This window comes from Novosphingobium meiothermophilum, from assembly GCF_003171715.1.
GTDB classification, from domain to species: Bacteria; Pseudomonadota; Alphaproteobacteria; order Sphingomonadales; family Sphingomonadaceae; genus Novosphingobium; species Novosphingobium meiothermophilum.
Genome location: NZ_QGHL01000017.1, coordinates 17,090 through 41,173, shown reverse-complemented (window position 1 = coordinate 41,173; position 24,084 = coordinate 17,090). Strand labels below are relative to the sequence as shown.

Sequence of the window (24,084 nt, the reverse complement as noted above, 5' to 3'; positions counted from 1 at the left end):
GGTTCGGGCAACAGGGCTAGGCCAGACTGCACCAATGGGCTAATATTGATTTTTCCCATAACGATAGTGAACGAATATCATGGATCTGCGGCAACTGCGCTATTTCACCGTGCTGGCCGATACGCTGAACTTTCACCGCGCGGCGGAACGCCTGCACATCTCGCAGCCGCCGCTGACCGTGGCCATCCGCAAGCTGGAGGCCGATCTGGGAGTGGCGCTGTTCGAACGCGATCCGCGCGGCGTGCGGCTGACGGCGGCGGGGCAGGCCGCGCTCGGCCCGGCGCAGGCGGCGCTGCTGGCCGCGGAAAAGGTGCGCGATGCGGTGCGGCTGGGTGCGGCGGGGCTGCGCGGAAGGCTGGCCGTGGGCTTCATCGGTTCGGCCATCAGCGATCTTCTGCCGCGCATCATCCCGCCCTTCCGGCAAGCCTTTCCGCAGGTTGACCTTGCGCTGGAAGAGATGAACAGCGCCGATATCGTGCGCGCCATTGCCGCGCACCGCATCGATATCGGGCTGGTGCGCCTGCCGGTGATGGACGCAACCCCGGTCATCACCGACGTGATCGAGCGCGACGTGTTCGTGGCGGCGGTGCCGGCGGGCGATGTTCTGGCGCGCCGCCGCGCGATCCGGCTTGGCGCGCTGGCGGACCGGCCCTTCATCATCTACAGCCCGGTCAGTTCGCTTCACGCCACGATCCGCCTTGCCTGCCACCGCGAAGGCTTTGCCCCGCAGGTGGCGCAGGAAGCCATGCAGGTTCAGACCATCCTCAGCCTGGTGGAAGCAGGGCTAGGCGTGGCACTGGTGCCGCAGCGCAGTTCGCGCTTTGCCGGGGAAGGGGTGCGTATCGTGCCGCTGGAAGAGCCGGTGCCGATCGCCATGGGCATCGTGCGCAGCGCCGATCCTTCGCCGCCCGCCGCCAATTTCGTGGCCATGGCGCTCGATGCCTTTGCCGACGGATGAGCTACCGATAGGAATTGAATATCGAAGAGCATGAATTAAATATTTGATTCAGAAGTGTCGGCGGGTGCATTCCCCGCAGCACGGCGGTAGGCCATCGGCCTTGCGCTGCGGGATAGGAGCCAGCCTTTCGTGTTCGACACCCTTACGCTTGCCCAGTTGCCACCCGAAGACGAGGCGCTGCGCCCCCAGGTGCGCGCCTTTCTTGAAAGCGAACTGGCCGGAATGCCGACCGACCGCCGTGCCCGTTCGTGGCAGGGCTTCAGCGCCGGGTTCAGCCGCGCGCTCGGCAAGGCGGGGCTGGTCGGCCTGACCCTGCCCGAAGCCTATGGCGGCAGGGGGATGGGGCCGTTCGCCCGCTTCGTGGTGGTGGAAGAACTGCTGAGCGCGGGCGCACCGGTGGCCGCGCACTGGATTGCCGACCGGCAGAGTGCGCCGCTGCTCCTGAACTTCGGCACCGAAGCGCAGCGCCAGAAGCACATCCCCGCAATCTGCCGGGGCGAACAGGTATTCTGCATCGGCATGAGCGAGCCGGGCGCGGGGTCGGACCTTGCCGGGGTGCGCACGCGGGCCGAACGGACCGACAAGGGCTGGGTGGTCAACGGCCAGAAGATCTGGACCACCAATGCCATGCACTCCGACTACATGATTGCGCTGCTGCGGACATCGGGCACTGCGGCCGACCGGCAGGCAGGGCTTTCGCAGCTCATCATCGACCTCAAGGCGCCCGGTGTCACCATCCGTCCGATCGTGGATCTGACCGGCGACGCGCACTTTGCCGAAGTGTTCTTCGAGAACGTGGAACTGGGCGAGGATGCGCTGGTCGGTCAGGAAGGCGATGGCTGGAATCAGGTCGTGGCGGAACTGGCGTTCGAACGCTCCGGGCCGGAACGCATCTATTCCAGCGTGGTGCTGCTGGATGCGTGGATCAGGCACATGCAGGCCGCCGGACGCAGCGATGCCGCCGCGCTGGTTGGCCGTCTGACCGCGGAACTGGCCACGTTGCGCGCCATGTCGATCGCCTGCACCGCGCGCCTTGCGCTGGGCGAAAGCCCGGTGGTGGAAGCCAGCATCGTCAAGGATCGCGGCACCAGTTTCGAACAGGAACTGCCGGTTGTGATCGCGGATGATCTGGCTGCCCACCCGGACGAGGCGGTGAACGAGGAACTTTACCGCACGCTGATGTATGTGACCCACATAGCACCCAGTTTCAGCCTGCGCGGCGGCACGCGCGAAATCCTGCGCGGGATCATCGCGCGCGGCATGGGCCTGCGTTGAGGGGGAGAGAGAACATCATGGACATGGCTGAACTTCTCGAACCCTTTGACCGGATGCTGGATGCCGCCTGCCCGCCTGCCGTCGTGCGCGCGGTGGAAGCCGCGCAGGGTCCGTCTGATGCCGCAGCCGCGCTGTGGCAGGAAATCGCCGGATCGGGCTTTCTCGATGCGCTGGTGGACGAAGATCACGGCGGGGCCGGACTTTCGCTGGGCCAGATCGAGCCGCTGATCGAAGCGCTGGGCGCGCGCGCGGTGCCGCTGCCGGTGGCCGAGACGATGGTTGCCCGCGCGCTGCTGGCGCGCGCCGGGGTAACGGCCCCAGACGGCCCGATTGCACTGGCATCCTCGGCGGCGCAACCAGTGCCCTGCGCGCTGGTGGCCGGACATGCGCTGGTCGATACCGGCACGAAGCTGCTCCTGTGCGCCATGGCCGATCTTGCGCCTGCGGCCACCGGGGTTGTCCATTCGCTGGCGGCGCGCATCGGCCCCGCCCCTCAAGGGACAGGGCTGGAGCGACCGGCAGGCGGCCTTCGGCCCATTGCCGCCGTTCTGCGCGCCTGCCTCATCGCGGGGGCGGCCGCGCGCCTGTGCGACATGACCACCGATCACGCATCCCAGCGCGTCCAGTTCGGCAAGCCCATCGGCCGCCAGCAGGCTTTGCAGCAGATGCTTGCCGTGATGGCCGAGGACATGATCGCCTGCCGTATCGCGGCGCAATTGGGCGCTGTGCAGGGCATCGATGTGCCGCTGGCGGTTGCCGCCACCGCCAAGAGCACCGCTGCGGCGGCTGCCGCGCGCATTGCCGCCAGTGCCCACGCGGTGCACGGGGCCATCGGCATCAGCGAGGAATACGACCTGCAACTGCTGAGCCGCCGCCTGCACGAATGGCGCATGGCCGATGGTTCGGAAGGCTACTGGAATAGGCTTCTGGGCGAAGCGCGCCTTGGCGCAAGCGAAGGCAGCGTGGACTTCGTGCGCGGGGCGATCTTCGTCTGAAGCCGTGCGTCAGGCGGCGGCGCGCCTGCCTGCCTGACGCCCGAAGAAGGTGCAATCGGCAAGGCTGAGGCCCGATGAATAGCCGTGCCCCCACGCGGGCAGGCCCGATGTGCACCGCCCGGCCGCGAACAGGCCGGGGATCGGGCTGCCCGAACGGTCCAGCACTTCGGCATCGGTCGAGGTTCTGAGGCCGCCGAGCGTGAAGAAGCTGAAATAGCTGGTCTGGAAATCGAGTTCGAGCGCGACGAAGGGGGACTGGTCGAGCGCCTTCAGGATCGGAGGCTGCTTGTCGAACAGCGGATCGCGGCCTTCGCGGGCATGGGCATTGTAAAAGGCCATCGTGGCCGCAAGCGTGCCTGCGGGCATTTCCAGTTCGGCCTCCACTTCCTCCCAGGTTTCGCCCGTGGCGGCGATGGCTATCCCGGCAATGTCGAGCGGCTGGCTGAAGTGCGCCACATCGAGCAGGAGATAGACCTTGCCGCCCGGCTGATCGACCGCACAGCGCGAGACGCGGCCGTGATAGCAGTCCTCGTTGATGAAACGCTGGCCATGGACATTCACGAACACGCCATGGGCGTGGCTTTCGGGCATGGTCCAGGGGCAGGTGGTGAAGAACTGGTCCATATGGATGGCATCGCCGCCCACCGAGACCCCCAGTTCGATGCCCACGCCATCATCCTTGTCGCCGATGGGGCTGTTCACGCGAAAACTGTCGGGGCAATACTTGCGCCGCATCGCTTCGTTGAAGACGAAACCGCCCGTGGCCAGCACCACCCCCTTGCGGGCGCGCACGAAGCGGTCGCGGTTGTCGATCCGCACGACCACGCCGGCAACGCTATCGCCATCGGTGATGAGCGCAACGGCGCGTGCATCGACATGAACCTGCGCCCCCAGATCGCGCGCGCGGCGCTCCAGAATATCGACCAGCGGCCGTCCGCCGCCCCAGCCCATGTGGCGGATGGTGTGCCCGCGCGGGGCAGGGCGGGCCTCATGGCAGAACGGCGCGGCCGCTTCGCTGCCCGACCAGATGAGAGTCGAATCGTCGGTCGGCTCGATATGCTTGCCGGGCAGGAAATTGCCGCGATAGGGCACGCCCTGATCCTTGAGCCACTGGTAATGCGCCAGTGCCTCGCGGCCATAGAGTTCGCACTTGGCCTCGTCTGCGCAGGGACCGCCCGCCATCTTCAGGTAGCGGGTGAAATCCTCGACCGTATCGGCAAATCCGGCGGCGATCTGCGCATCGGTGCCCCCGCCCACGTAGATCTCTCCGCCCGAAAGCGCCGATGCCCCGCCAGAGCCTGAGGAACGTTCGAACAGCAGGACCTGGGCGCCTGCCGCGCGTGCCTCGATCGCGGCACAGGCGCCGGTGGCGCCAAAGCCGATGATGGCGACATCGGTTTCGAAATCCCACTGCGGCACCTGCGCCAGCGGCAGGGGCCGGTATTGCGAATAGTGGCTCATCGCCGCAGTCTCTCCCAAATGGAGTCTCTCCCAAACTTCGCGCGCTCCGTCGCTGAAAGCAGCAAGTCTGCGCAGCATTCGTAAATTACGATTGCATTGGATACGCAAATCGTCAATTGAAAAGCAGAAAGGCTTTCGATGCCGGCAATCTCTGACTCCGCCGGGGCGGGGTGGCAGTGGCGCAGGCGCGAAGCAGGCCGCGATGGATGCAGTGACAGTGACGACAGGAAGCGCAGCGATATTCGAGAAACCGTCCGACCTGCTGGGGCGCGAAGGCACCATGCTGGGGCCGACCGACTGGCTGCTGATCGATCAGGCGCGCGTGAACGGCTTTGCCGATGTGACGGGCGATCACCAGTGGATTCACGTTGACGTGGAGCGCGCGCAGGCCGGGCCGTTTGGCGGCACCATCGCCCATGGCTATCTGACGATGAGCCTGGTCAATTTCTTCCTGCCGCAACTGATCGAGGTGCGCGGCTTTGCCCATGCGGTGAACGTGGGGGCAGACCGGCTGCGGTTTCTGGCGCCCGTGAAGGTGGGCAGCCGCATCCGCGCCCGCGGCGAGATCATCTCGGCCGAAGAGGTGAAGGGCGCGATCCAGTCGGTCGTGCGCGTCACCGTGGAGATCGAGGGACAGGACAAACCCGCCTGCGTGCTGGATACCATCAGCCGCTATTTCCCGGAGTGAGAGCGATGCCCGATCCCGCAGACATGGAAGCTGCCGTCCACGAATATGTTGCCGCCTTCGCCGCCAATGCGCCCGAACGGGTGGCCGCGCTGTTTGCCGATGACGCCACGGTGGAAGACCCGGTCGGCAGCCCGCCGCACGTGGGGCGCGAGGCGATCCTGGCGTTCTACACCGCATCGATGCAGACTGGCGCGAAGCTGAAGCTCGAAGGGCCGGTGCGTATCTGCGGCCCTTATGCGGCCTTTGCCTTTTCGGTGCTCCTGAACCTTGGCGGCAAGGACATGCATGTGGACGTGATCGATACGTTCCGGTTCGACGATCACGGCAAGGTGATTGAAATGCGGGCCTATTTCGGCCCCACCAACATGCACGGATTTTCCTGAGAGGACGCCAACATGCGCGAAGCCGCCATCGTTTCCACCGCCCGCACGGGCATCGGCAAGGCCTATCGCGGGGCCTTCAACGATACCGAGGCGCCGGTGCTTTCGGCCCATGTCGTCAATGCCGCAATCGCGCGCGCGGGCATCGATCCGGCGCGGGTCGATGATGTCTATCTGGGCGTGGGCAACCACTGGGGCACGCAGAGCTACAATCTGGGACGGCTGACCGTCCACGCATCGGTCCTGCCCGACAGCACCGCAGGCTTCACTCTGGACCGCAAGTGCTCATCCGGCCTCAATGCGATTGCACTGGCCGCGCGCGGCATCATCTGCAACGAGATCGACGTGGCCGTGGCAGGCGGGATGGAAAGCATATCGCTGACCATCAACAAGCACGCCCCGGCGTTTCGCAACCGTTCCGAAGCGGTGAAGGCGGCCGATCCCCATGCCTACATGGTGATGATCGAAACCGCCGAGATCGTGGCCGAACGTTATGGCGTGAGCCGCGAGGAGCAGGACCGCTTTGCCGCGCTTTCGCAGCAGCGCGCAGCCGCCGCGCTGGAAGCGGGCCGTTTTGCCGACGAGATCGTGCCGATCACCGTGACCAAGGCCCTGTTCGACAAGGAAGGCAACGAAACCGGCAAGGAGGAAGTGACGCTGGCGCAGGACGAAGGCATCCGCGCGGGCACCACCTACGAGGCGCTGGCGGGGCTGAAGCCGGTGTTCAGGGGCGGACAGGTGATTGCCGAAGGACGCCATGTGACCGCAGGCAATGCCAGCCAGCTTTCCGATGGCGCATCGGCGCAGGTGCTCATGGACCTTGATACCGCGCAGAAGGAAGGGCTGCCGGTGCTGGGCCTCTATCGCGGTTTTCAGGTGGCAGGCTGCGCGGCCGAGGAAATGGGCATCGGCCCGGTTTTCGCCATTCCCAAGCTGCTTGACCGGGCCGGGCTGAAGATCGACGACATCGGCCTGTTCGAGATCAACGAAGCCTTCGCCAGCCAGGCCGTCTATTGCCAGCAGAAGCTGGGGATCGATCCCGAACGGCTCAACGTGAACGGCGGCGGCATTGCCCTTGGCCATCCCTTCGGCATGACCGGATCGCGCCTTGTCGGCCATGCCCTGATCGAGGGCAAGCGCCGTGGGGTGAAGTATGTCGTCGTCTCGATGTGCGTGGCGGGCGGCATGGGCGCGGCGGGGCTGTTCGAAGTGGCCTGAACGGTCCGGGGCGCCCGGAATCCGGTCAGACCCAAGGGAGCGGGATGATGCAGGCCAGACTGAAGGACCGGGCGATTGTGGTGGTGGGCGCCGGCACGGGCATTGGCGCGGCCACGGTGGAGCGGCTCTGCGCCGAAGGAGCGCGGGTCTGCGCGGCGGACCTCAACCTTCCTGCCGCGCAAGTCATTGCCGCGCGCATGACCGCATCGGGCCATGAGGCCCATGCGCTTGGCGTGGACATCGCCGACGAAGACTCGGTCGGTGCCTGCATTGCCGATGCGGCGGCGCTGCTGGGCGGGATCGACGGCGTGCACGTGAACGCGGCAGACATGGGCGCGATCATGCAGGACAGCGATGCCCTTGGCGTTGATCTGGCCATCTTTGACCGCACCATCGCGGTGAACCTGCGCGGCCATCTGCTGTGCACCCGCGCGGCCTTGCCGCACCTGCTGGAAAGCCCGCATGGTGCCATCGTCTATACCAGTTCGGCCGCGGCCATATCGGGCGAGCCGGAGCGGCCATCCTATGCCGCATCCAAGAGCGGGCTGAACGCGCTGATGCGCCATGTCGCCAGCAAATGGGGCAGGCAGGGGCTGACCGCGAACTGCGTGGCACCGGGCTTCGTGATGACGCCGGAGATGGTTGCGGCGGGCACGGTGCCGCCCGAATGGATCGACCATTGCCTCGCCCATACCCGCAGCACCCGGCTGGGCCGGGTCGAAGACATTGCCGCGATGGTCGCGCTGCTGCTGTCGGCGGACGGGCGCTGGATCAACGGGCAGGTGATCCACGTGAACGGGGGCACGCTGCTGACCTGAACGGCGCGGCCCGGCAAACGAGAACCAGAGAGGAAGGCCGATGCAGGCAGCAGGGCAGATGGAAGGACGGCTGAGCGGCCGCGCAGCGCTGATTACCGGAGCGGCAGACGGCATTGGCGAGGGCATTGCCCGGCGCTTTGCCGCCGAAGGCGCCAGCATTATTCTGGCCGATTACGATGCTGTGCGCGGACCGGCCGTGGCCGCAGACCTGCAAAGCAAGGGCGCACGCGCGCAGTTCGTGCAATGCGACGTTTCGCAGCGTGCCGATGTTCTGGCGGCAGTTGACCTTTGCGCCGAACAGTTCGGTGCGGTCGATATTCTCGTCAACAATGCCTATCGCGGCGAAGGCCCGGTGCGGATCGAACACAAGACCGACGAGCGCTTCGACGATGCCCTGAAGATGTGCCTCTATGCCACGAAGTGGGCGATGGAGCGCGCCCTGCCGCACATGAAGGCGCGCCGCTGGGGCAGGGTCATCAACATGGCCTCGCTCAATGGGGTCAACGCCCACATGGGCAGCGCCGATTACAATGCGGCCAAGGAAGCGGTGCGGGCCTATTCGCGCACCGCCGCACGCGAATGGGCGGCCCATGGCATCTGCGTCAACGTGATCTGCCCGGCAGCGGTTTCCGCTGCCTACCGGCGCTTTGCCGAAATGGCGCCGCAGGTGGCCGCCGCCACCGCAGCGGCCAACCCGATGGGCCGCATGGGCGATCCCGAAACCGATATCGGCCCGGTGGCGGTGTTCCTCGCCAGCGATGATGCGCGCTACCTTACCGGCAATACCCTGTTCGTGGACGGGGGCGGGCACATCAACGGCGTGCCATGGGTGCCCGATTTCGGGCCGGACGAATGAAACGATCACCTGAAAGGATTGCGACCATGACCGAAGCGGCGCTTGCTCCTTCCCAACCCGGCATTGAACAGGGCAGCCTCGAACATGTCTGGCGCCGGTTCTGCGCCGAACTGGCCGAGGCAGGCGAAGTGCTTTCGCGCACAGAGGCACCCGCCGGCGCGCTCGATCAGGCCGAGGGGCTGCGCTACCTCAGCCGCCTTGCGCGCACCGCGCTCAACATGCTGGTGGACAGCGCCGATCCCGATTTTCCGCGCCTGTTCATGCTGTGCGACGACAAGATCAAGATCGGCGCGGACAATCCCGACAATATCTATCAGCAATGCGTGGTGCGCGGAGACCGCGAATACCGCATTACCGGCAAGCGCAATTCGGTTCCCTATTTCTCGGTCGGGAGCAAGGCCAACCGCTATGCCATCGACGGCACGATGGCATCGACCGGCGAGATCGAGTTTGCCGACATGACTTTCGGGCCGGACGGCACGTTCGAGATTCACGTGAGCAGGGAGCCGAAGCCGGGCAACTGGCTGCCGCTGGCCGACGATTCCACCCTGCTGATCGTGCGCCAGACCTTTGACGACAAGACAGTGCAGGTTCCCGCCGACATCCGGGTGGAGCGCGTGAGCCAAGGCCCGGCCGTGCCCGCCCTGCTGACGCCGGAAGCGATCGGGCAGCAGCTGATGGCATCGGCTGCGTGGACGCGCGGAACGGCCAATACCTTTGCCAACTGGTCGGAATGGTTCAAGGCCACACCCAACCGGTTCTTCGATGCGCCGCAGGAGATCTTCTGGAAGGCAGGCGGCGATCCCAACATCTGGTATGGGCATTTCTATTATGAATTGCAGCCCGGCGAGGCGCTGGTCATCGAAACCCCCGTGCCCGAATGCCGGATGTGGAACCTCCAGATCGACAACTGGTGGATGGAATCGCTAGATCACGTGCACCAGAAGGTGTGGATCAACAATTCCAAGGCCCGCACGGAAGACGACGGCCGGGTGATCGTGGTCTGCGCCGATGCCGATCCGGGCTTTGGCAACTGGGTGGACATTGCCGGGCACCGCAGCGGCACCGGCCTGTGGCGCTGGTTCAACGCCGCAGAGCCATTGGTGCCGCAGATGCGCGTGGTGAAGATCTAGCGCCGCCGCGCCGCGCTCATTCGTCCCAGTGGATGAGGTGGCTGATGTCGGTGCGCTCGTTCGGCTTGCGACCGGTGGTGGCAAGCCGCTGCACGGTGGGCCTGCCCTTCATTGCGCTGAACTTGCGCAGAACCTCGATGACGCGGTCATAGTAGGTTGCGGAGATTTTCCACACCCCGCCCTCGCGGCGGTAGGCATCGGTGTAGATGGCGGTGCCGAAAGTGTGGGCATCCTTTTCCAGATCGATGAACACGTCCTGCAAATACCAGATGCCGGTGGCGCTGTTGTCGCCGGTCACGCTGATTTCGGGCATGATGCCGATGTGCATGGCCAGCGCCCCGGAATGGAACGAGTTCGACAGGAACTCGACCATGGCATCGCGTCCCGAAAGCGAGACCTTGTAGGTGCCGCCGTTGTAGGTGCAGGCAATGTCGGCCGTGAACAGTGCGGGCAGGGCGGCGAAATCGCCGGTATCGATGGCGCGGAAGTAGCGGTGCTTGAGCACCTTGATCTCTTCCATGTCGGAGAGCTGCTGGAGCGTGTAGGGCATCGTGCGGGTCAGGCTTTCTGTTCTTGCGCGTAGAGCATTTCGGCGCGAGCCTTGAGCGCGCGCGCGCTGTCATCGAAGGCGCGCTTCACCCATGGCCCGGCAAAGCGGAACACATGGATGCCGTTGACGCCAAGGAAGGCATCGGTGGAGAAATAGCGGCACGAGGCATCGCCCGTCGGTTCGATCACCTGATCGCGCCGGGCCGGGTAGGGCCATGCCTCGGAATGGATCATCTCCCACGAGATCATCCGTTCGGGTTCGAACGCGCAGATATATTCGCAGTTGGGAACGAGCGTGCCGGGCACGGCATAGTTGACCAGCGTCATGTCCACCGCCGCGCCCATTTCCAGCGTGGAGACCGCGCGCACGCAGAACGGGTTCCATTCGTTGTAGCGCGGCATGTCGGTCAACACGGTCCAGACCACGCGGGCAGGCGCGGCAATGTCCATCGTCTCGCTCACGGTCACGGCATCGGGATCGAAGCCCGATACGGGATCATCGGCAAGCGTGGGATGGGTCTTCATCCAGTCGAGCAGCATCTTCGTGCCCTCCCTTATGCCGCGACCCAGTCGCCGCCGTTGACGTCGAGCATGGCGCCGGTGATCTCGGAAGCATAATCGGACAGGAGAAAATAGACCGCCTTGGCGCAATCGGCATCGGGCGGGATGTGGCCCACCGGGATTTCGCTGGCGCGCTGCTTGCGGAAGGCTTCGGCCCCTTCGCCCAGCCCCTGAATGAAGCCTTCGAGGGGGGCGCCCATCATCCAGCCCATGAGCGCGGTGTTCACGCGCACGCCCGTGCCGCCGAACTCCACCGCAAGATGCCGGGTCATGTGATTGAGCGCGCCCTTGGCCATGCCATAGCCGCCTTCGCCGGGCATGGGCTTGCGCGTGCACAGGGTGGAAATGTTGACGATGGAACCGGCCCCTTGCGCCTTCATCGCCGGGAACACCGCCATGGCCATGCGCAGCGCGCCCGCCGCGCCCACGTTGAAAGCCTGGAGCACCTGATCGATGTCATGCTCGATCAGCGGACCCCAGTCCGGGTGATAGTAGGCCGAGTTCACCAGCCCGTCGATCCGGCCCCACTTGTCGAGCGCGGCCTTTGCCGCGGCCTGGCACTGGTCCATCTGCGTCACGTCGAGCGGGACGGCGATGGCCTCGCCGCCAGCGGCCACGATCTCGTGCGCCACCTCCTCGATGGCCTGCTTCGAGCGGGCGGTGACGACGACCTTCGCGCCTTCCTTTGCCGCACCGCGACAGGCGGCCTGTCCCATGCCGGGGCCTGCGCCCGTGATGATGACAACCTTGTCCTTGAGGATCATGGCATTTCTCCCGTTGTGTGGCGCGGCTCGTGCCCTTTTGGCTTATGGCGCCGCCTTGTGGTTTCAAACGCTGGTCAGGAGCGTCAGGCCTCCTGCGCTTTCAGCATGTCGAGCGCGACATCGACGATCATGTCTTCCTGCCCGCCCACCATCTTGCGGCGGCCCAGTTCGACAAGGATCGCGCGCGTATCGAGACCATAGGTTTCGGCGGCCTTCTCGGCGTGGCGCAGGAAGCTGGAATAGACCCCGGCATAACCCAGCGCGAGGGTTTCGCGGTCAACCCGCACCGGGCGGTCCTGAAGCGGACGGACGAGATCCTCGGCGGCGTCCATCAGCTTCATCACGTCGCAGCCGTGGTTCCAGCCCTTGCGGTCAGCCGCGGCGATGAACACCTCAAGCGGCGCATTGCCCGCACCCGCGCCCATGCCGGTGAGGCTGGCATCGATGCGCACCGCGCCGCACTGCGCGGCGACGATGGAATTGGCCACCCCCAGCGACAGGTTGTGGTGCGCGTGCATCCCGCGCTGCGTTTCGGGCTTGAGCACCCGGTCATAGGCTTCAAAGCGCGCGCGCACGCCGTCCATGTCGAGCGCGCCGCCGCTGTCGGTCACGTAAACGCAATTCGCCCCGTAGCTTTCCATGAGCAGCGCTTGGCTCGCCAGAGCATCGGGTTCGATCATGTGGCTCATCATCAGGAAGCCCGACACGTCCATCCCCAGATCGCGGGCGATGCCGATGTGCTGCCTGGAAACGTCGGCTTCGGTGCAGTGCGTGGCGACACGGACCGAACGCACGCCGATGTCATAGGCGCGCCGCAGTTCCTCGACCGTGCCGACACCGGGCAGGATCAGCGTGGTGAGCACGCAGTTTTCGAGCACTTCGGCCACGGCCTCAAGCCATTCCCAATCGGTATGCGCGCCGAAGCCGTAATTGAAGCTCGCGCCCGAAAGGCCATCGCCGTGCGCCACTTCGATGGCATCGACGCCGCTCTTCTCGATGGCTTCGGCAATCGCGCGCACGTGATCGATGCCATACATGTGGCGCACCGCGTGCATCCCGTCGCGCAGGGTCACGTCCTGGATATAGAGCTTGTCGCCCGCTTCGACATTGAAGGTGGAAGGCATTTTCCGGTCTCCTTCAGGCAGCAGCGGCGGCCATGCGGCGCGCGGCAAGCAGTTCGCCGGTGGCCTTGGCGGCGGCGGTCATGATGTCGAGATTGCCGGAATAGCTGGGCAGGTAATCGCCCGCGCCTTCGACTTCGAGCATTATCATCGACTTCAGCCCGGTGAACTCGCCCATGCCGGGGATCTTCAGGCGGTTGTTGTCGCCATAGCGTTCGAACTGGACTTCCTGCTTCAGCCGGTATCCGGGCACATATTTCTGCACTTCGGCCACCATGTCGGCCACCGATCGGCGGATTGCCTCTTCATCGGCCCCTTCCGACAGGGTGAACACGGTATCGCGCATGATCATGGGCGGTTCGGCCGGGTTGAGGATGATGATGGCCTTCCCCCTCGTTGCGCCGCCCACCTGTTCGATGGCGCGGGCGGTGGTGCGGGTGAACTCGTCGATATTGGCGCGGGTGCCGGGCCCTGCCGAACGCGAGGAAACCGAGGCGACGATTTCAGCGTAGTGCACCTTGTCCGATACGCGCGCGACGGCGGCCACCATCGGGATCGTGGCCTGCCCGCCGCATGTGACCATGTTGACGTTGGGCTGATCGAGGTGCTGCCCCATGTTGACCGGCGGCACGGTGAAAGGCCCGATGGCGGCGGGCGTAAGATCGACCACCTGAATGCCGTCGGCACGCAGGGCCTCGTCATGGACCTTGTGCGCATATGCGCTGGTGGCATCGAAGGCGATGCCGATGTCCTTGTAGAGCGGGTGGGCGCGCAGGCCCTCAAGACCCTCGTGCGTGGTGGCAATGCCGTGCTCGCGCGCCATGGCCAGCCCTTCGGACTTCTCGTCGATGCCGACGACGATGGCCAGTTCCATGTTCTGCGGATACTTTATCATCTTCATCATCAGGTCGGTGCCGATATTGCCCGAACCGATGATTGCCGCTTTCACGCGTGCCATGCAGGTTTCCTCAAACGAAGTTGGCAGTGCAGGTGCCCAGCGGGCCTGCTGCGTTGCTGAGAGTCATTTCGAAGCGGTCTCCCCTGACCGCAGGCGCCAGCGGGACGAGGCTGCCCGACAGGATCACGTCGCCCGCATCGAGCGTGACGCCATAGGCGCCCAGCGTATTGGCCAGCCACGCCACGGCCTGCGCCGGATCGCCCTGCACCGCGTGACCATAGCCTTCGGACAGCGGCGCGCCGTTCCTGGTCACGGCCACATGCAGGTTGGGCAGATCCAGCCCTTTCGGATCAAGCCGCTCCTTGCCGATCACATAGACCCCGCAGCTTGCGTTGTCGGCCACGGTATCGACAATGCCGATCTTCCAGTCATCGATCCGGCTGTCGACGATCTCGAAGCAGGGGGCGATGCATTCCGTTGCTGCCACGACGTCGGCGGCGGTCACGCCGGGGCCGTTGAGGCTGCTCTTGAGGATGAAGGCAATCTCGGCCTCGGCGCGCGGGGCGATCAGCGCCTTGGCGTCCACGTCGATATCGCCTTCCACGTGCATCCAGTCGGTCAGGAAGCCGAAGTCGGGCTGGTGGACGCCCAGCATGTCCTGCACGGCCTTGCTGGTCACGCCGATCTTCTTGCCCACAACCCTTTCGCCATCGGCCACGCGGCGCGACAGGAAATCGAGATTGATCGCGTAGGCATCGTCCAGCGTGAGCGACGGGTCCTGCGCGATCAGCGGAGCGATGGTCTTGCGGGCGCGCAGCGCTTCGTAAAGCGCGGCGCCATAGTGCCGGATCTTATCGGTGGGCATTCAGGAACTCGATGGCATAGGCGTTGAACTCGCTCGCACGTTCCACCTGCACCCAGTGGCCGGTGCGGCCAAAGGTGATGGCGCGCACATCGGCGCAGCGCTCAAGGAACAGGCGCGCGTGGGCTTCGGGGCAGAACTCGTCGTTCAGGCCCCACAGCACGAAGACCGGCTGGGTGATTTCGCCAAGACGCGGAGAAAGATCGGGCGTGCGCATCCGCACCAGCACGTCCTTGGGTTGCGTGCGCGCCACGGCGAAGCGTTCCTCGACCAGCGCATCGGGAATCTTCGGCGCGAAATCGGGATGAACGAGGTTCGAGACAAGGCGCCGCTGTTCGGCAAGGTTGAAATCCGGTCCGCCGAAGCTGGAGACCATCTTGGCAATGCCCGGCATCACGAAATAGCTCTCGCGCTCGGCCACGCAGCCCGGCGCCATAAGCACCAGATTGCGCGTGAAGCGGGGGTGGTCCAGCGTCATTTGCAGGGCAATGCCTCCGCCCAGCGAATTGCCCACAAGGCTGGCACAGGCAATGCCGTGCGCCACCAGCGCTTCGTAAACCGTATCGGTGAACAGTTGCAGCGTGTAGTCCAGCCCTTCGGGCTTGGATGATCCGCCATAGCCAATGAGATCGGGCAGAATCACCCGGTAACCGGCTGCCACGAAGGCATCGATGTTCTGCCGGAAATTGGACGCCCCCGATGCGCCGGGGCCGCTGCCATGGAGGAAAACCACCGCAGGGGCGAAAGGATCGCCCGCCTCGGCGATGACGATGTCATGTCCGCCCGAAACGCGGTGGGTCGTGAACGCAAGCTCAGCCACGGTTGCGCGCTCCGGTCAGAGGAAGGTGAAGCCGGGCGGATTGCCCAGCATCGCGCCGACGACATCGGCGGTGCGGTTGGCCGGATCGTTGGCAACATGGGCGCGGCCCGCGTTGAGATCGAGCCAGGGCTGGATGATCGGGCTGGACATGTAGATCGCCCGCCCGCCCAGAAGCTTGACCATGTCGTCCACCAGATCGGCCATGCGGCGCACCACGCTGGCCGAATTGTAGGCATAGAGCGTGCGCTTCTCCATCGGGATCGGCTCGCCCGCTTCGGCATGCGCCATCAGATCCTCGAATGTCAGGCGCAGGGTCTGCTCCATCTCGCCCACTTCGGCATGGGCGCGGGCAATGGCGGCATTGAGGAAGGGATCATCCTTCGATGCCTTGCCGGTATTGGTGGAAACGCGGGTCTGGGCAATCTCCATGGCCGCCGCAATCGCCGCGCGCGCACCGCCGAAGGCCGCCGTGGAGACCGAGCGCATGAAGACCTGCGCCCAGGGCAAGGTATAGAGCGGGCCGGTATTCGTCTCCTGCCCCGGATTGGTGCAGAGGAACCCGTGGACCGAACGGTGCGTGCGATGTTCGGGCACGAACACGTCATCGACGATGATGTCATGGCTTCCCGTGCCCTGAAGCCCGAAGACATGCCAGCTGTCGGTGTCGATCGCATAATCGGCGCGCGGCAGCAGGAAGGCGCGCATGTCGGGCGCTTCGCCTTCGGCGGCGGGCGGCACCACCGCGCCCAGAACAACCCACTTGCAATGGACAGAGCCGGTGGAAAAGCCCCAGCGCCCGGACAGGCGATAGCCGCCCTCCACGCGCGTCACCTTGCCCACCGGCTGATAGGACGAGGACACCAGCGCAGAAGGATCATCGCCCCAGACCTCGGCCTGCGCCTCTTCATGGAACAGCGCGATCTCATAGGGGTGGCATCCGACCACGCCATACATCCACCCCGTGGACATGCAGCCTTCGGCAAGCGCCCGCTGCACATCGTAGAACACGTTGGGGTGCATTTCATATCCGCCCCAGCGGCGCGGCTGGAGGATGCGAAAGAAGCCCGCCTCCTGAAACTCGGCAATGCTTTGCGCGGGCACATCGCGCGAGGCGACGCAGGCTGCGGCGCGTTCGCGCAGCACGGGGATCATCGCGCGGGCGCGCGCCACCAGCGCTTCCGGCTCAGGCGTGGCACGGTTTACGGCCGGATCATCTCCCGGCGCGGCCTTTGCAGGCATTTCCACGGCGCTGGTCGCCATAACCCTCTCCTTCCTGCGCACCGCCGGCCGTGCGGCCTGACGGGCGACTCATTTGCCCCGAATGGCACTGCATTCGTAATTTGAAATGACACTGGATACGCAAATCGTCAATTGAAAAGCGTTTTGGCTTTCGATATTGGCATTTTCGAATCTTGTGCGATGTTGAAATCACCGCCCGGCCGGAATACGGACCGGGCATAACGGGAGAGCCGCCCGATGCGGGCATTGATGACGCTGGCCGTGATGATTGGCGCGATCGGCGAAGCCGGGCCGCAAGCGCGTGCGCCATCGGCCCCGAACACACTTTTGCCTGAAGGACGCAAATGATGCCCGAAGCCTATATCATCGACGCGGTGCGCACCCCCATCGGGCGCAAGAAGGGCAGCCTTGCCGAAATCCACCCGGCCGACCTGGGCGCACACCCGATAAAGGCGCTGGTCGAGCGCACCGGCATCGACGCCGGTCTGGTCGACGACGTGGTCTGGGGCTGCTGCGACACCATCGGCCCGCAGGCAGGCGACATCGGCCGCACGGTCTGGCTTTGCGCCGGAATGCCGCAGCACGTGCCCGGCACCACGATCGACCGCCAGTGCGGCTCCAGCCAGCAGGCGGTGCACTTTGCCGCGCAGGGCGTGATGAGCGGCACGCAGGATCTGGTCGTGGCGGGCGGCAGCCAGGCCATGAATGCCATTCCCATTTCCGCGGCCATGTTCGCAGGCCAGCACTATGGTTTTGGCGATCCCTTCACCGGCAGCCCGGCGTGGCGCGAACGCTATGGCGACGGGCTGCTGAACCAGATCAATTCCGCCGAGATGATCGCGCGCAAGTGGGGCATCACGCGCGAGGCGATGGAAGCCTTCGCGCTGGCCAGCCACCAGCGGGCGCAGGCCGCCACCGATGCGGGCTGGTTCGCAGCCGAGATCGCGCCGCTGGCGGGCCTTGCCCACGACGAGACGATCCGCCCCGGCACCACGCTGGAAGGGCTGGCCGCACTCAAGCCCGTGCAGGAAGGCGGGGTGATTACCGCAGGCGTTGCCAGCCAGAACTGCGATGGCGCGGCTGCCCTGCTGGTGGCGAGCGAGCGCGCCGTGAAGGAGCACGGCCTGAAGCCGCGCGCACGCATACACCACATTTCGGTCCGCGCCGACGATCCGGTCTGGATGCTCACCGCGCCGATCCCCGCCACGCAACATGCGCTCAAGAAGGCGGGGATGACCGTAGCCGACATCGACCTGTTCGAATGCAACGAGGCCTTTGCATCGGTGCCGATGGCATGGATGCAGGAACTGGGCATCCCGCACGAGAAGGTCAACGTTGCAGGCGGGGCGATCGCGCTGGGCCATCCGCTGGGCGCAACCGGCGCGCGGCTGATGACCACGCTGCTGAACGCGCTTGAGCGCACGGGCGGGCGCTATGGTCTCCAGACGATGTGCGAAGGCGGCGGTCAGGCCAACGTGACGATCATCGAACGGCTGTGATGAGGCAACCCATGCGGCATGATCCGGCAATCGCCATTCCCAACCTGCTCTATACCTACGCCATGCGTTTCGACGATGGCGATTTCGACGGCGCGGCCGCGCTGTTCGACAAGGGCAGCGTGCTGGCAGGCGGCCACCGCATCACCGGGCGCGCCGCGATCCTTGAGATGTGGCGCATGTGGGTCAAGACCTATGACGGCAGGCCGCTGACGCGCCACATCACCACCAACCCCATCATCGAAGTGGTCGACGATGGCGCGGCCGCCACCTGCCAGTCGCAATGGACGGTGATCCAGGCCGCGCCGGGCTATCCGCTCCAGATCGTGGCCAGCGGGCGCTACCGTGATGCCTTTGCCCGCGATGGCGATGGCTGGCACTTCACCGAGCGCGAATATCTCCAGACCGATCTTGTCGGCGACAGTTCGGCCCACACCCTGCAATCCCTGATCTGAAAGGCACGAAACCCATGGGCATCTGCGAGAACCGCACTGTCATCATCACCGGCGCGGCGCGCGGGCTGGGCAGGGCCTATGCGCTGGCCTTTGCCGCCGAGGGCGCGAACGTGGTCGTCAACGACATCGGCACATCGCTGGGCGGCGAGGGACGCGATACCAGCGCGGCCGATTCCGTGGTGGCCGAAATCGTGGCGGCGGGCGGCAGGGCCGTGGCCAACTATGAAGACATTACCGACTGGGATGCGGCGGGCCGGATCGTTCAGGCGGCGCTCGATGCCTTCGGCGATCTGCACGTGGTAGTGAACAATGCCGGGATCGTGCGCGACCGCATGTTCGTTTCGGCAACGCTGGAGGAATGGGACGCGACGATGCATGTCCACCTGCGCGGCCACTTCTGCCTTTCGCGCCACGCGGTGAACTACTGGCGCGCCAAGCAGAAGGACGGGCGCGATCCCGATGCGCGGATCATCAACACTTCCAGCGGCGCGGGGCTGCAAGGCTCGATCGCGCAGGCGGCCTATTCCACCGCCAAGGGCGGCATCGCCGCGCTCACGCTGGTGCAGGCGGCGGAACTTGGCCGTTACGGCATCACCGCCAATGCGCTGGCCCCGTCGGCACGCACCCGCATGACCGAACAGGCCTTTGCCGAGAAGATGGCGACCGAGGGCCTTGCCTTCGACGTGATGGACCCGGCCAATGTGGCGCCCACGGTTGTCTGGCTGGGCAGCCCTGAGAGCCGCGAGGTGACGGGCTGCGTGTTCGAACTGGAAGGCGGCAAGATCATGCTGGAAGACGGCTGGCGCGAAGGGCCGGTGATCGACAAGGGCGCACGGTGGGAGCCTGCCGAAGTGGGCGATGCCGTGGCAAAGCTGATGGCGGCGCGCATTCCGCCACGCAAGGTATGGGGCACGGCCTGAGCGCCGCAACAGGGAGACAGGCGATGGAGTTTGCCTTTACCGAGGAACAGGCCATGATCGGCGAGACCGTGCGCGGTTTCTTTGCCGAGAACGCGACGAGCGAGCGCACGCGCAAGGCCATGGCGGGCGAGGGAATCGACCGCGCGCTGTGGGCATCGTTTGCGGGCGAACTCGGCCTTGCCGGGATCGGCCTGCCCGAAGAGCACGGCGGCGCGGGACTGGGCATGGTGGAACTGGCGCAGGTGGCGGAAGCCGCGGGCGCACAGGTGGCCGCACTGCCGCTGCTGGGCCATGTCATGCTGGGCCAAGCCTTGGCGAAGGGCGGCACCGAGGCGCAGAAGGCCGCGCTGCTGCCGCGCCTTGCCGCGGGCGAGGTGATTGCCACGGCGGCATGGGAGGCGAAGATCACCGCCGAGGGCAATCGCGTTTCGGGCGAGGCGGCGTTTCTGCCACACGGCGCCCTGGCCGATCTGCTGCTGGTCCGTGCCGAAGGCAAGGCGTGGATCGTCGATCTCAAGGCCGAGGGCGTTGGTGTGACCGGCCATGTCACCATGGACCAGACCCGGCCCTTTGCCACTGCGCGGCTTGACGGCGTGGCCGCAGAGCCGCTGGCCGATGGCGCGGCAGGATGGCACGCGGCGCTTGCGGCTGGCTGGATCTGCCTTGCCGCCGAAGCGCTGGGCGGAGCGCAGGCCGCGCTCGACCGCACGGTTGCCTATTCGAAGGAGCGCGTGCAGTTCGGCCGCCAGATCGGATCGTTTCAGGCCTACAAGCATCGGCTGGCCGACATGATGGTCGAGATCGAGCAGGCGCGCTCGGCGGTCTATTGGGCGGCCTGCGCGGTGGACGAGGGATCGGACGAGGCGACCATTTCGCTTCATTCGGCCAAGTCCTTCTCAGCCGATACCTTCTTCATGTGCGCCGGCAACATGATCCAGCTTCACGGCGGGATCGGCTTTACCTGGGAACATGATGCGCACCTCTTCTTCAAGCGCGCGCGTTCGATCCAGACCCTGCTGGGCGATGGCCAGTGGCACCGCGAACGGATTGCGGCGATGGTGCTGGATGCAGGGCTGGGAGTGGCTGCATGAAGCTTGGCTTCTCGCCTGAGGAAGAAGCCTTCCGCGCGGAATGCGCCGACTGGTTGCAGGCGGAAATGACAGGCGCGTTTGCCGACATTCGCGGCATCACCAACCTGTCCGATGCCATCGGGCGCCGCAGGGAATGGGAACAGCGGCTGGGCGAGGCGGGCTGGGGCTGCATCGGCTGGCCGCGCGCATGGGGCGGCAGGGATGCCACCATCGCGCAGCAGGTGATCTTTGCCGAGGAATATGCCCGCGCAGGCGCGCCCAACCGCATCAACCATATCGGCGTGGAACTGGCCGGTCCCACGATCCTTGCCTTCGGGTCCGAAGAACAGAAGGCCCGCTATCTGCCGGAAATCGCCGCCGGGCGGCAGATCTGGTGCCAGGGCTATTCCGAACCCAATGCCGGATCGGATCTTGCCAACGTCAAGACCAGGGCGCGCCGGGAAGGCGACGATTGGGTGGTCAACGGCCAGAAGGTCTGGACCAGCCTTGCCCACTATTCGGACATGGTCTTCGTGGTGGCGCGCACCGAGGAAGGATCGGCGGGGCCGAAGGGCCTTTCCTTCCTGCTGATGGACATGGACCAGCCCGGAATCGAGGTGCGCCCCATCCGCCAGATCAACGGCGAGGCCGAGTTCAACGAGACCTTCTTCACCGACGCGCGCTGTCCGGCCGATGCCATGCTGGGCGCCGCTGGCGATGGCTGGAAGGTGGCGATGGCCCTGCTGGCGTTCGAACGGGGCGTATCCACGCTGGGCCAGCAGATGCAGTTCCGCAACGAACTGGACGCGGTGATCGCGGCATCGCGGGCCAATGGCAAGGCGGCCGATCCGGTGATCCGGCAGAAGATCGCGCAGGCCGAAATCGGTCTCAGGCTCATGCGCTATGGCGCGCTCAGGATGCTTTCGGGCGCCGATCTTGCCGCCATCGACGGTGCGGCGCTGACCTACAAGATCCAGTGGGCCACATGGCGCCGCGGCCTTGGCGAACTGGGCATGGAAGTGCTGGGCCAGGCGGGCGAGATCGCGCCAGCCGATGATTACGCCTGGCCGCAACTGCCCAACCTGTTCCTCTCTTCGCGAGCCGACACGATCTATGGCGGCACCAACCAGATCCAGCGCAACCTGATCGCCGAACGCGGTCTGGGCCTTCCGCGCGAGCCAAGGGGTAAAGCATGAGCGTTCCTGTCCCACCCTATCCCGCGCCGCTCGGCATGCTGAAGGGCAAGACCGTGGTGGTCACGGCGGCCGCGGGCACCGGCATCGGCTTTGCCGTGGCCAAGCGCGCCGCCGAGGAAGGCGCGCGCGTGCTCATCAGCGATTTCCACGAACGGCGTCTGGGCGAGGCGGCAGACCGGATCGCGGCTGAAGTGGGCTGCCCCCGGCCAGTGACGCAGGTCTGCGACGTGACCAGCGAGGCGCAGGTGCAGGACTTGCGCGATGCCGCGCTCGAAGCCTTCGGCACGGTCGATGTGCTCATCAACAATGCCGGGCTTGGCGGCGAGGTGAGCGTGGTCGACATGACCGACGAACAGTGGAACCGCGTGCTCGACGTGACGCTGACCAGCCTGTTCCGCATGACCCGCGCCTTCCTGCCTTCGATGTATGCGGCAAGGAAGGGCGTGATGGTGAACAATGCCTCCGTGCTTGGCTGGCGCGCGCAGAAAGGGCAGGCCCACTACGCCGCCGCCAAGGCGGGCGTCATGGCCTTTACCCGCTGTTCGGCGCTGGAAGCGGCCGAACACGGCGTGCGCATCAATGCCGTGGCGCCCAGCCTTGCCATGCACCCCTTCCTCGCCAAGGTAACGACCGAGGAAATGCTGGCGCAGCTCGTCAAGGCCGAAGCCTATGGCCGCCCCGCCGAAGTGTGGGAAGTGGCCAATGTCATGCTGTTCCTTGCCTCGGACCTTTCCTCCTACATGACCGGCGAGATCGTGCCGGTATCCAGCCAGCGGGCCTGAAGCGGTGCTCGATCCCCTGCCGCCCACCATCCCCCATGCCGCCGAGGCCGCGGCGCGGACCTGGCCCCAGGCACCGGCGGTGCTGGAACATGGCGAGGTGTGGAGCTTTGCCGAACTGTGGCAGCGCAGCCGCGCGGTGGCATCGGGCCTGCTGGCAAGGGGTGTGACAAAAGGCGACCGCGTGGCAATCTGGGCGCCCAACTCGCGCGAGTGGATCGTGGCGGCGATTGCGGTCATGGCCTGCGGGGCCGCAGTCGTCACGCTCAACACGCGGCTCAAAGGGCGCGAGGCGGGCGACATCCTGCGCCGCACCCGTGCGCGGCTGCTGTTCACGGTCGAAGGCTTTCTCGGCATCGATTACCGCGCGCTGATCGCGGGCGAGGATCTGCCTGCGCTGGAAGGCACGGTCCTCCTGGATAGCGGCCTCGATGCGCTGGGGGCCGCAGGGCAGGGGGCGGATGATCCGGCAGTCGATGCCGCCATGGCCGCGATCGATGCCGATACCATATCGGACATCCTGTTCACCAGCGGCACCACCGGCAGCCCCAAGGGCGTGCTGATGACCTATGGCCGGGTGCTGCCGCAGGCGGCAATCTGGTGCGCCAACACCCGGCTGGGCACGGGCGACCGCTATCTGATTGCCAACCCTTTCTTCCATTCCTTCGGCATGAAGGTGGGCTGGGTGGCCTGCATCCTGGCCGGCGCAACCGCCGTGCCCATGCCGCAGTTCGATGTGAACGCGGCGATCGACCTGATCGAGCGCGAGCGCATCACCTTCATGCCGGGACCGCCCACGATCTTCCAGATGCTGCTGGCCGAACGCGACCGGCGGGCATGGGATTGCTCATCGTTGCGCGGCGGAACCACCGGGGCTGCCACCGTGCCGCCCGCGCTGGTCGAGCGCATCCGCACTGAACTGGGCATGGTCGATCTCATCACCGCCTATGGCATGACCGAATGCGTCAACATCACCACCTGCGTTCCGGGCGATGATGCCGAAACCATCGCAGGCACCTGCGGCAAGGCGTTTCCCGGCAACGAGGTGCGCATCGCCGGGCCGGACGGGTCCGAACTGCCGCGCGGTGAGGCGGGCGAGATCCTTGTGCGCGGGCAGGGGGTCATGCTGGGCTATCTCGATGATCCGGCCGCCACGGCCGAGGCGATCGATGCCGATGGCTGGCTGCACACCGGCGATGTCGGCACGATGGACGCGCGCGGCTATGTGCGCATCACCGACCGGATGAAGGATCTCTATATTTCCGGGGGTTTCAACGTCTATCCGGCCGAAGTGGAAAAGCTGCTGGCAGGCCATCCCGCGATTGCCATGGCCGCCGTGGTGGGCATTCCCGACGAAAGGCTGGGCGAAGTGGGCCGCGCCTTCGTGGTGCTGCGCCCCGGCACCAGCGCCAGCGAGGCGGACCTCATCGCCTGGTCGCGCGAGAACATGGCGAACTACAAGGTTCCGCGCAGCTTCATTATCGTTGACGACCTGCCCCGCAACGCATCGGGCAAGGTGCTGAAAACCGAGCTGCGCAAGGGCTGACGGGCCGCACCTGACAATCAGACAAG

26 protein-coding genes are annotated in these 24,084 nt (G+C 65.8%); 16 read left to right on the top strand and 10 right to left on the bottom strand.

What is annotated here, in order from left to right; genetic code table 11:
* Positions 1–79: 79 nt before the first annotated feature.
* The 3 genes from DKM43_RS14045 to DKM43_RS14035 all read left to right on the top strand — a co-directional run bounded on the left by DKM43_RS14045 (position 80) and on the right by DKM43_RS14035 (position 3,228).
* Positions 80–958: a LysR substrate-binding domain-containing protein gene (locus DKM43_RS14045; protein ID WP_109799129.1), complete on the top strand. Its 879-nt coding sequence runs from the start codon at positions 80–82 to the stop codon at positions 956–958.
* 129 nt (positions 959–1,087) lie between these two features.
* On the top strand, positions 1,088–2,233 hold the full coding sequence (locus tag DKM43_RS14040; RefSeq protein WP_109799128.1) for an acyl-CoA dehydrogenase family protein: 1,146 nt from the start codon (positions 1,088–1,090) through the stop codon (positions 2,231–2,233).
* A 23-nt stretch (positions 2,234–2,256) separates the two neighbouring features.
* Positions 2,257–3,228, top strand: a complete 972-nt coding sequence (locus DKM43_RS14035; protein ID WP_236632598.1) for an acyl-CoA dehydrogenase family protein — start codon at positions 2,257–2,259, stop codon at positions 3,226–3,228.
* Between the two features lie 9 nt (positions 3,229–3,237).
* On the opposite strand, the gene DKM43_RS14030 is transcribed toward DKM43_RS14035, so the two are convergent.
* A complete protein-coding gene (locus tag DKM43_RS14030; RefSeq protein ID WP_109799126.1) occupies positions 3,238–4,689 on the bottom strand; it encodes an FAD-dependent oxidoreductase in 1,452 nt (483 codons plus the stop codon).
* A 202-nt stretch (positions 4,690–4,891) separates the two neighbouring features.
* On the opposite strand from DKM43_RS14030, the gene DKM43_RS14025 reads away from it, so the two are divergent.
* The 6 genes from DKM43_RS14025 to DKM43_RS14000 are packed head-to-tail and all read left to right on the top strand — an operon-like array spanning position 4,892 to position 9,782.
* Positions 4,892–5,377, top strand: coding sequence for a MaoC family dehydratase (locus DKM43_RS14025; RefSeq protein ID WP_109799125.1), 486 nt, complete (start codon positions 4,892–4,894; stop codon positions 5,375–5,377).
* A 5-nt stretch (positions 5,378–5,382) separates the two neighbouring features.
* A complete protein-coding gene (locus DKM43_RS14020) occupies positions 5,383–5,760 on the top strand; it encodes a steroid Delta-isomerase (RefSeq protein WP_109799124.1) in 378 nt (125 codons plus the stop codon).
* 12 nt (positions 5,761–5,772) lie between these two features.
* Positions 5,773–6,975 carry an acetyl-CoA C-acyltransferase gene (locus DKM43_RS14015; protein ID WP_109799123.1) on the top strand — a complete coding sequence of 401 codons (1,203 nt, stop codon included), beginning with the start codon at positions 5,773–5,775 and terminating at the stop codon, positions 6,973–6,975.
* Between the two features lie 44 nt (positions 6,976–7,019).
* A complete protein-coding gene (locus tag DKM43_RS14010; RefSeq protein ID WP_330857644.1) occupies positions 7,020–7,793 on the top strand; it encodes an SDR family NAD(P)-dependent oxidoreductase in 774 nt (257 codons plus the stop codon).
* Between the two features lie 40 nt (positions 7,794–7,833).
* Positions 7,834–8,649 (top strand): SDR family NAD(P)-dependent oxidoreductase, encoded by an 816-nt coding sequence (locus DKM43_RS14005; protein ID WP_236632597.1) that lies wholly within the window; start codon positions 7,834–7,836, stop codon positions 8,647–8,649.
* A gap of 26 nt (positions 8,650–8,675) precedes the next feature.
* Positions 8,676–9,782, top strand: coding sequence for a DUF1214 domain-containing protein (locus DKM43_RS14000; RefSeq protein ID WP_109799121.1), 1,107 nt, complete (start codon positions 8,676–8,678; stop codon positions 9,780–9,782).
* A gap of 16 nt (positions 9,783–9,798) precedes the next feature.
* Here the strand turns inward: DKM43_RS14000 and DKM43_RS13995 are convergent, their stop codons facing one another.
* The 9 genes from DKM43_RS13995 to DKM43_RS13955 form a co-directional block, all read right to left on the bottom strand.
* The gene (locus DKM43_RS13995) at positions 9,799–10,332 is read right to left on the bottom strand and encodes a nuclear transport factor 2 family protein (protein WP_109799120.1); all 534 of its coding nucleotides are present in this window, start codon (positions 10,330–10,332) and stop codon (positions 9,799–9,801) included.
* Positions 10,333–10,340: 8 nt separating this feature from the next.
* Complete coding sequence (locus DKM43_RS13990; RefSeq protein WP_109799119.1) at positions 10,341–10,871, bottom strand: SRPBCC domain-containing protein; 531 nt, start codon at positions 10,869–10,871, stop codon at positions 10,341–10,343.
* A 14-nt stretch (positions 10,872–10,885) separates the two neighbouring features.
* Positions 10,886–11,656 carry an SDR family oxidoreductase gene (locus DKM43_RS13985; protein WP_109799118.1) on the bottom strand — a complete coding sequence of 257 codons (771 nt, stop codon included), beginning with the start codon at positions 11,654–11,656 and terminating at the stop codon, positions 10,886–10,888.
* A gap of 83 nt (positions 11,657–11,739) precedes the next feature.
* Positions 11,740–12,780: a 4-hydroxy-2-oxovalerate aldolase gene (gene dmpG / locus DKM43_RS13980; RefSeq protein ID WP_109799243.1), complete on the bottom strand. Its 1,041-nt coding sequence runs from the start codon at positions 12,778–12,780 to the stop codon at positions 11,740–11,742.
* A 13-nt stretch (positions 12,781–12,793) separates the two neighbouring features.
* Positions 12,794–13,735, bottom strand: coding sequence for an acetaldehyde dehydrogenase (acetylating) (locus tag DKM43_RS13975; protein ID WP_109799117.1), 942 nt, complete (start codon positions 13,733–13,735; stop codon positions 12,794–12,796).
* A 10-nt stretch (positions 13,736–13,745) separates the two neighbouring features.
* Positions 13,746–14,540, bottom strand: a complete 795-nt coding sequence (locus tag DKM43_RS13970; RefSeq protein WP_109799116.1) for a fumarylacetoacetate hydrolase family protein — start codon at positions 14,538–14,540, stop codon at positions 13,746–13,748.
* Complete coding sequence (locus DKM43_RS13965) at positions 14,527–15,357, bottom strand: alpha/beta fold hydrolase (RefSeq protein WP_109799115.1); 831 nt, start codon at positions 15,355–15,357, stop codon at positions 14,527–14,529. The genes DKM43_RS13970 and DKM43_RS13965 overlap by 14 nt, the downstream gene beginning before the upstream one ends.
* Before the next feature lie 15 nt (positions 15,358–15,372).
* Positions 15,373–16,509 carry an acyl-CoA dehydrogenase family protein gene (locus DKM43_RS13960; protein ID WP_236632615.1) on the bottom strand — a complete coding sequence of 379 codons (1,137 nt, stop codon included), beginning with the start codon at positions 16,507–16,509 and terminating at the stop codon, positions 15,373–15,375.
* A 215-nt stretch (positions 16,510–16,724) separates the two neighbouring features.
* On the bottom strand, positions 16,725–16,919 hold the full coding sequence (locus tag DKM43_RS13955; protein WP_109799114.1) for a hypothetical protein: 195 nt from the start codon (positions 16,917–16,919) through the stop codon (positions 16,725–16,727).
* 24 nt (positions 16,920–16,943) lie between these two features.
* Here DKM43_RS13955 and DKM43_RS13950 point away from each other — a divergent pair, with 24 nt between their 5' ends.
* Genes DKM43_RS13950 through DKM43_RS13920 form a run of 7 tightly spaced genes read left to right on the top strand, consistent with a single transcriptional unit; the run spans position 16,944 to position 24,058 of the window.
* Positions 16,944–18,095 carry an acetyl-CoA C-acetyltransferase gene (locus tag DKM43_RS13950; RefSeq protein ID WP_109799241.1) on the top strand — a complete coding sequence of 384 codons (1,152 nt, stop codon included), beginning with the start codon at positions 16,944–16,946 and terminating at the stop codon, positions 18,093–18,095.
* 11 nt (positions 18,096–18,106) lie between these two features.
* A complete protein-coding gene (locus DKM43_RS13945) occupies positions 18,107–18,547 on the top strand; it encodes a nuclear transport factor 2 family protein (protein ID WP_161554100.1) in 441 nt (146 codons plus the stop codon).
* A gap of 14 nt (positions 18,548–18,561) precedes the next feature.
* Complete coding sequence (locus DKM43_RS13940; protein ID WP_109799112.1) at positions 18,562–19,467, top strand: SDR family oxidoreductase; 906 nt, start codon at positions 18,562–18,564, stop codon at positions 19,465–19,467.
* Positions 19,468–19,490: 23 nt separating this feature from the next.
* A complete protein-coding gene (locus DKM43_RS13935; protein ID WP_109799240.1) occupies positions 19,491–20,558 on the top strand; it encodes an acyl-CoA dehydrogenase family protein in 1,068 nt (355 codons plus the stop codon).
* Positions 20,555–21,733, top strand: coding sequence for an acyl-CoA dehydrogenase family protein (locus DKM43_RS13930; RefSeq protein WP_109799111.1), 1,179 nt, complete (start codon positions 20,555–20,557; stop codon positions 21,731–21,733). Before DKM43_RS13935 ends, DKM43_RS13930 begins: the two co-directional genes overlap by 4 nt.
* Entirely contained in the window at positions 21,730–22,515 is a 786-nt protein-coding gene (locus DKM43_RS13925) for an SDR family oxidoreductase (RefSeq protein WP_109799110.1), read from the top strand. The genes DKM43_RS13930 and DKM43_RS13925 overlap by 4 nt, the downstream gene beginning before the upstream one ends.
* Positions 22,516–22,519: 4 nt before the next feature.
* Positions 22,520–24,058, top strand: a complete 1,539-nt coding sequence (locus tag DKM43_RS13920) for a FadD3 family acyl-CoA ligase (protein ID WP_109799109.1) — start codon at positions 22,520–22,522, stop codon at positions 24,056–24,058.
* The last annotated feature ends 26 nt before the right edge of the window (positions 24,059–24,084 follow it).

What these genes read in the sequence shown, in the direction of transcription:
- DKM43_RS13960 (WP_236632615.1), bottom strand. Translation starts at nt 16,509, where the DNA reads ATGATCCCCGTGCTGCGCGAACGCGCCGCAGCCTGCGTCGCCTCGCGC.
- DKM43_RS14045 (WP_109799129.1), top strand. Translation starts at nt 80, where the DNA reads ATGGATCTGCGGCAACTGCGCTATTTCACCGTGCTGGCCGATACGCTG.
- dmpG (WP_109799243.1), bottom strand. Translation starts at nt 12,780, where the DNA reads ATGCCTTCCACCTTCAATGTCGAAGCGGGCGACAAGCTCTATATCCAG.
- DKM43_RS14005 (WP_236632597.1), top strand. Translation starts at nt 7,834, where the DNA reads ATGCAGGCAGCAGGGCAGATGGAAGGACGGCTGAGCGGCCGCGCAGCG.
- DKM43_RS13975 (WP_109799117.1), bottom strand. Translation starts at nt 13,735, where the DNA reads ATGGCACGCGTGAAAGCGGCAATCATCGGTTCGGGCAATATCGGCACC.
- DKM43_RS13945 (WP_161554100.1), top strand. Translation starts at nt 18,107, where the DNA reads ATGCGGCATGATCCGGCAATCGCCATTCCCAACCTGCTCTATACCTAC.
- DKM43_RS14020 (WP_109799124.1), top strand. Translation starts at nt 5,383, where the DNA reads ATGCCCGATCCCGCAGACATGGAAGCTGCCGTCCACGAATATGTTGCC.
- DKM43_RS14000 (WP_109799121.1), top strand. Translation starts at nt 8,676, where the DNA reads ATGACCGAAGCGGCGCTTGCTCCTTCCCAACCCGGCATTGAACAGGGC.
- DKM43_RS13940 (WP_109799112.1), top strand. Translation starts at nt 18,562, where the DNA reads ATGGGCATCTGCGAGAACCGCACTGTCATCATCACCGGCGCGGCGCGC.
- DKM43_RS13970 (WP_109799116.1), bottom strand. Translation starts at nt 14,540, where the DNA reads ATGCCCACCGATAAGATCCGGCACTATGGCGCCGCGCTTTACGAAGCG.
- DKM43_RS13995 (WP_109799120.1), bottom strand. Translation starts at nt 10,332, where the DNA reads ATGCCCTACACGCTCCAGCAGCTCTCCGACATGGAAGAGATCAAGGTG.
- DKM43_RS13935 (WP_109799240.1), top strand. Translation starts at nt 19,491, where the DNA reads ATGGAGTTTGCCTTTACCGAGGAACAGGCCATGATCGGCGAGACCGTG.
- DKM43_RS14025 (WP_109799125.1), top strand. Translation starts at nt 4,892, where the DNA reads ATGGATGCAGTGACAGTGACGACAGGAAGCGCAGCGATATTCGAGAAA.
- DKM43_RS14030 (WP_109799126.1), bottom strand. Translation starts at nt 4,689, where the DNA reads ATGAGCCACTATTCGCAATACCGGCCCCTGCCGCTGGCGCAGGTGCCG.
- DKM43_RS13990 (WP_109799119.1), bottom strand. Translation starts at nt 10,871, where the DNA reads ATGCTGCTCGACTGGATGAAGACCCATCCCACGCTTGCCGATGATCCC.
- DKM43_RS13930 (WP_109799111.1), top strand. Translation starts at nt 20,555, where the DNA reads ATGAAGCTTGGCTTCTCGCCTGAGGAAGAAGCCTTCCGCGCGGAATGC.
- DKM43_RS14015 (WP_109799123.1), top strand. Translation starts at nt 5,773, where the DNA reads ATGCGCGAAGCCGCCATCGTTTCCACCGCCCGCACGGGCATCGGCAAG.
- DKM43_RS13925 (WP_109799110.1), top strand. Translation starts at nt 21,730, where the DNA reads ATGAGCGTTCCTGTCCCACCCTATCCCGCGCCGCTCGGCATGCTGAAG.
- DKM43_RS13950 (WP_109799241.1), top strand. Translation starts at nt 16,944, where the DNA reads ATGCCCGAAGCCTATATCATCGACGCGGTGCGCACCCCCATCGGGCGC.
- DKM43_RS13985 (WP_109799118.1), bottom strand. Translation starts at nt 11,656, where the DNA reads ATGATCCTCAAGGACAAGGTTGTCATCATCACGGGCGCAGGCCCCGGC.
- DKM43_RS14010 (WP_330857644.1), top strand. Translation starts at nt 7,020, where the DNA reads ATGATGCAGGCCAGACTGAAGGACCGGGCGATTGTGGTGGTGGGCGCC.
- DKM43_RS14035 (WP_236632598.1), top strand. Translation starts at nt 2,257, where the DNA reads ATGGCTGAACTTCTCGAACCCTTTGACCGGATGCTGGATGCCGCCTGC.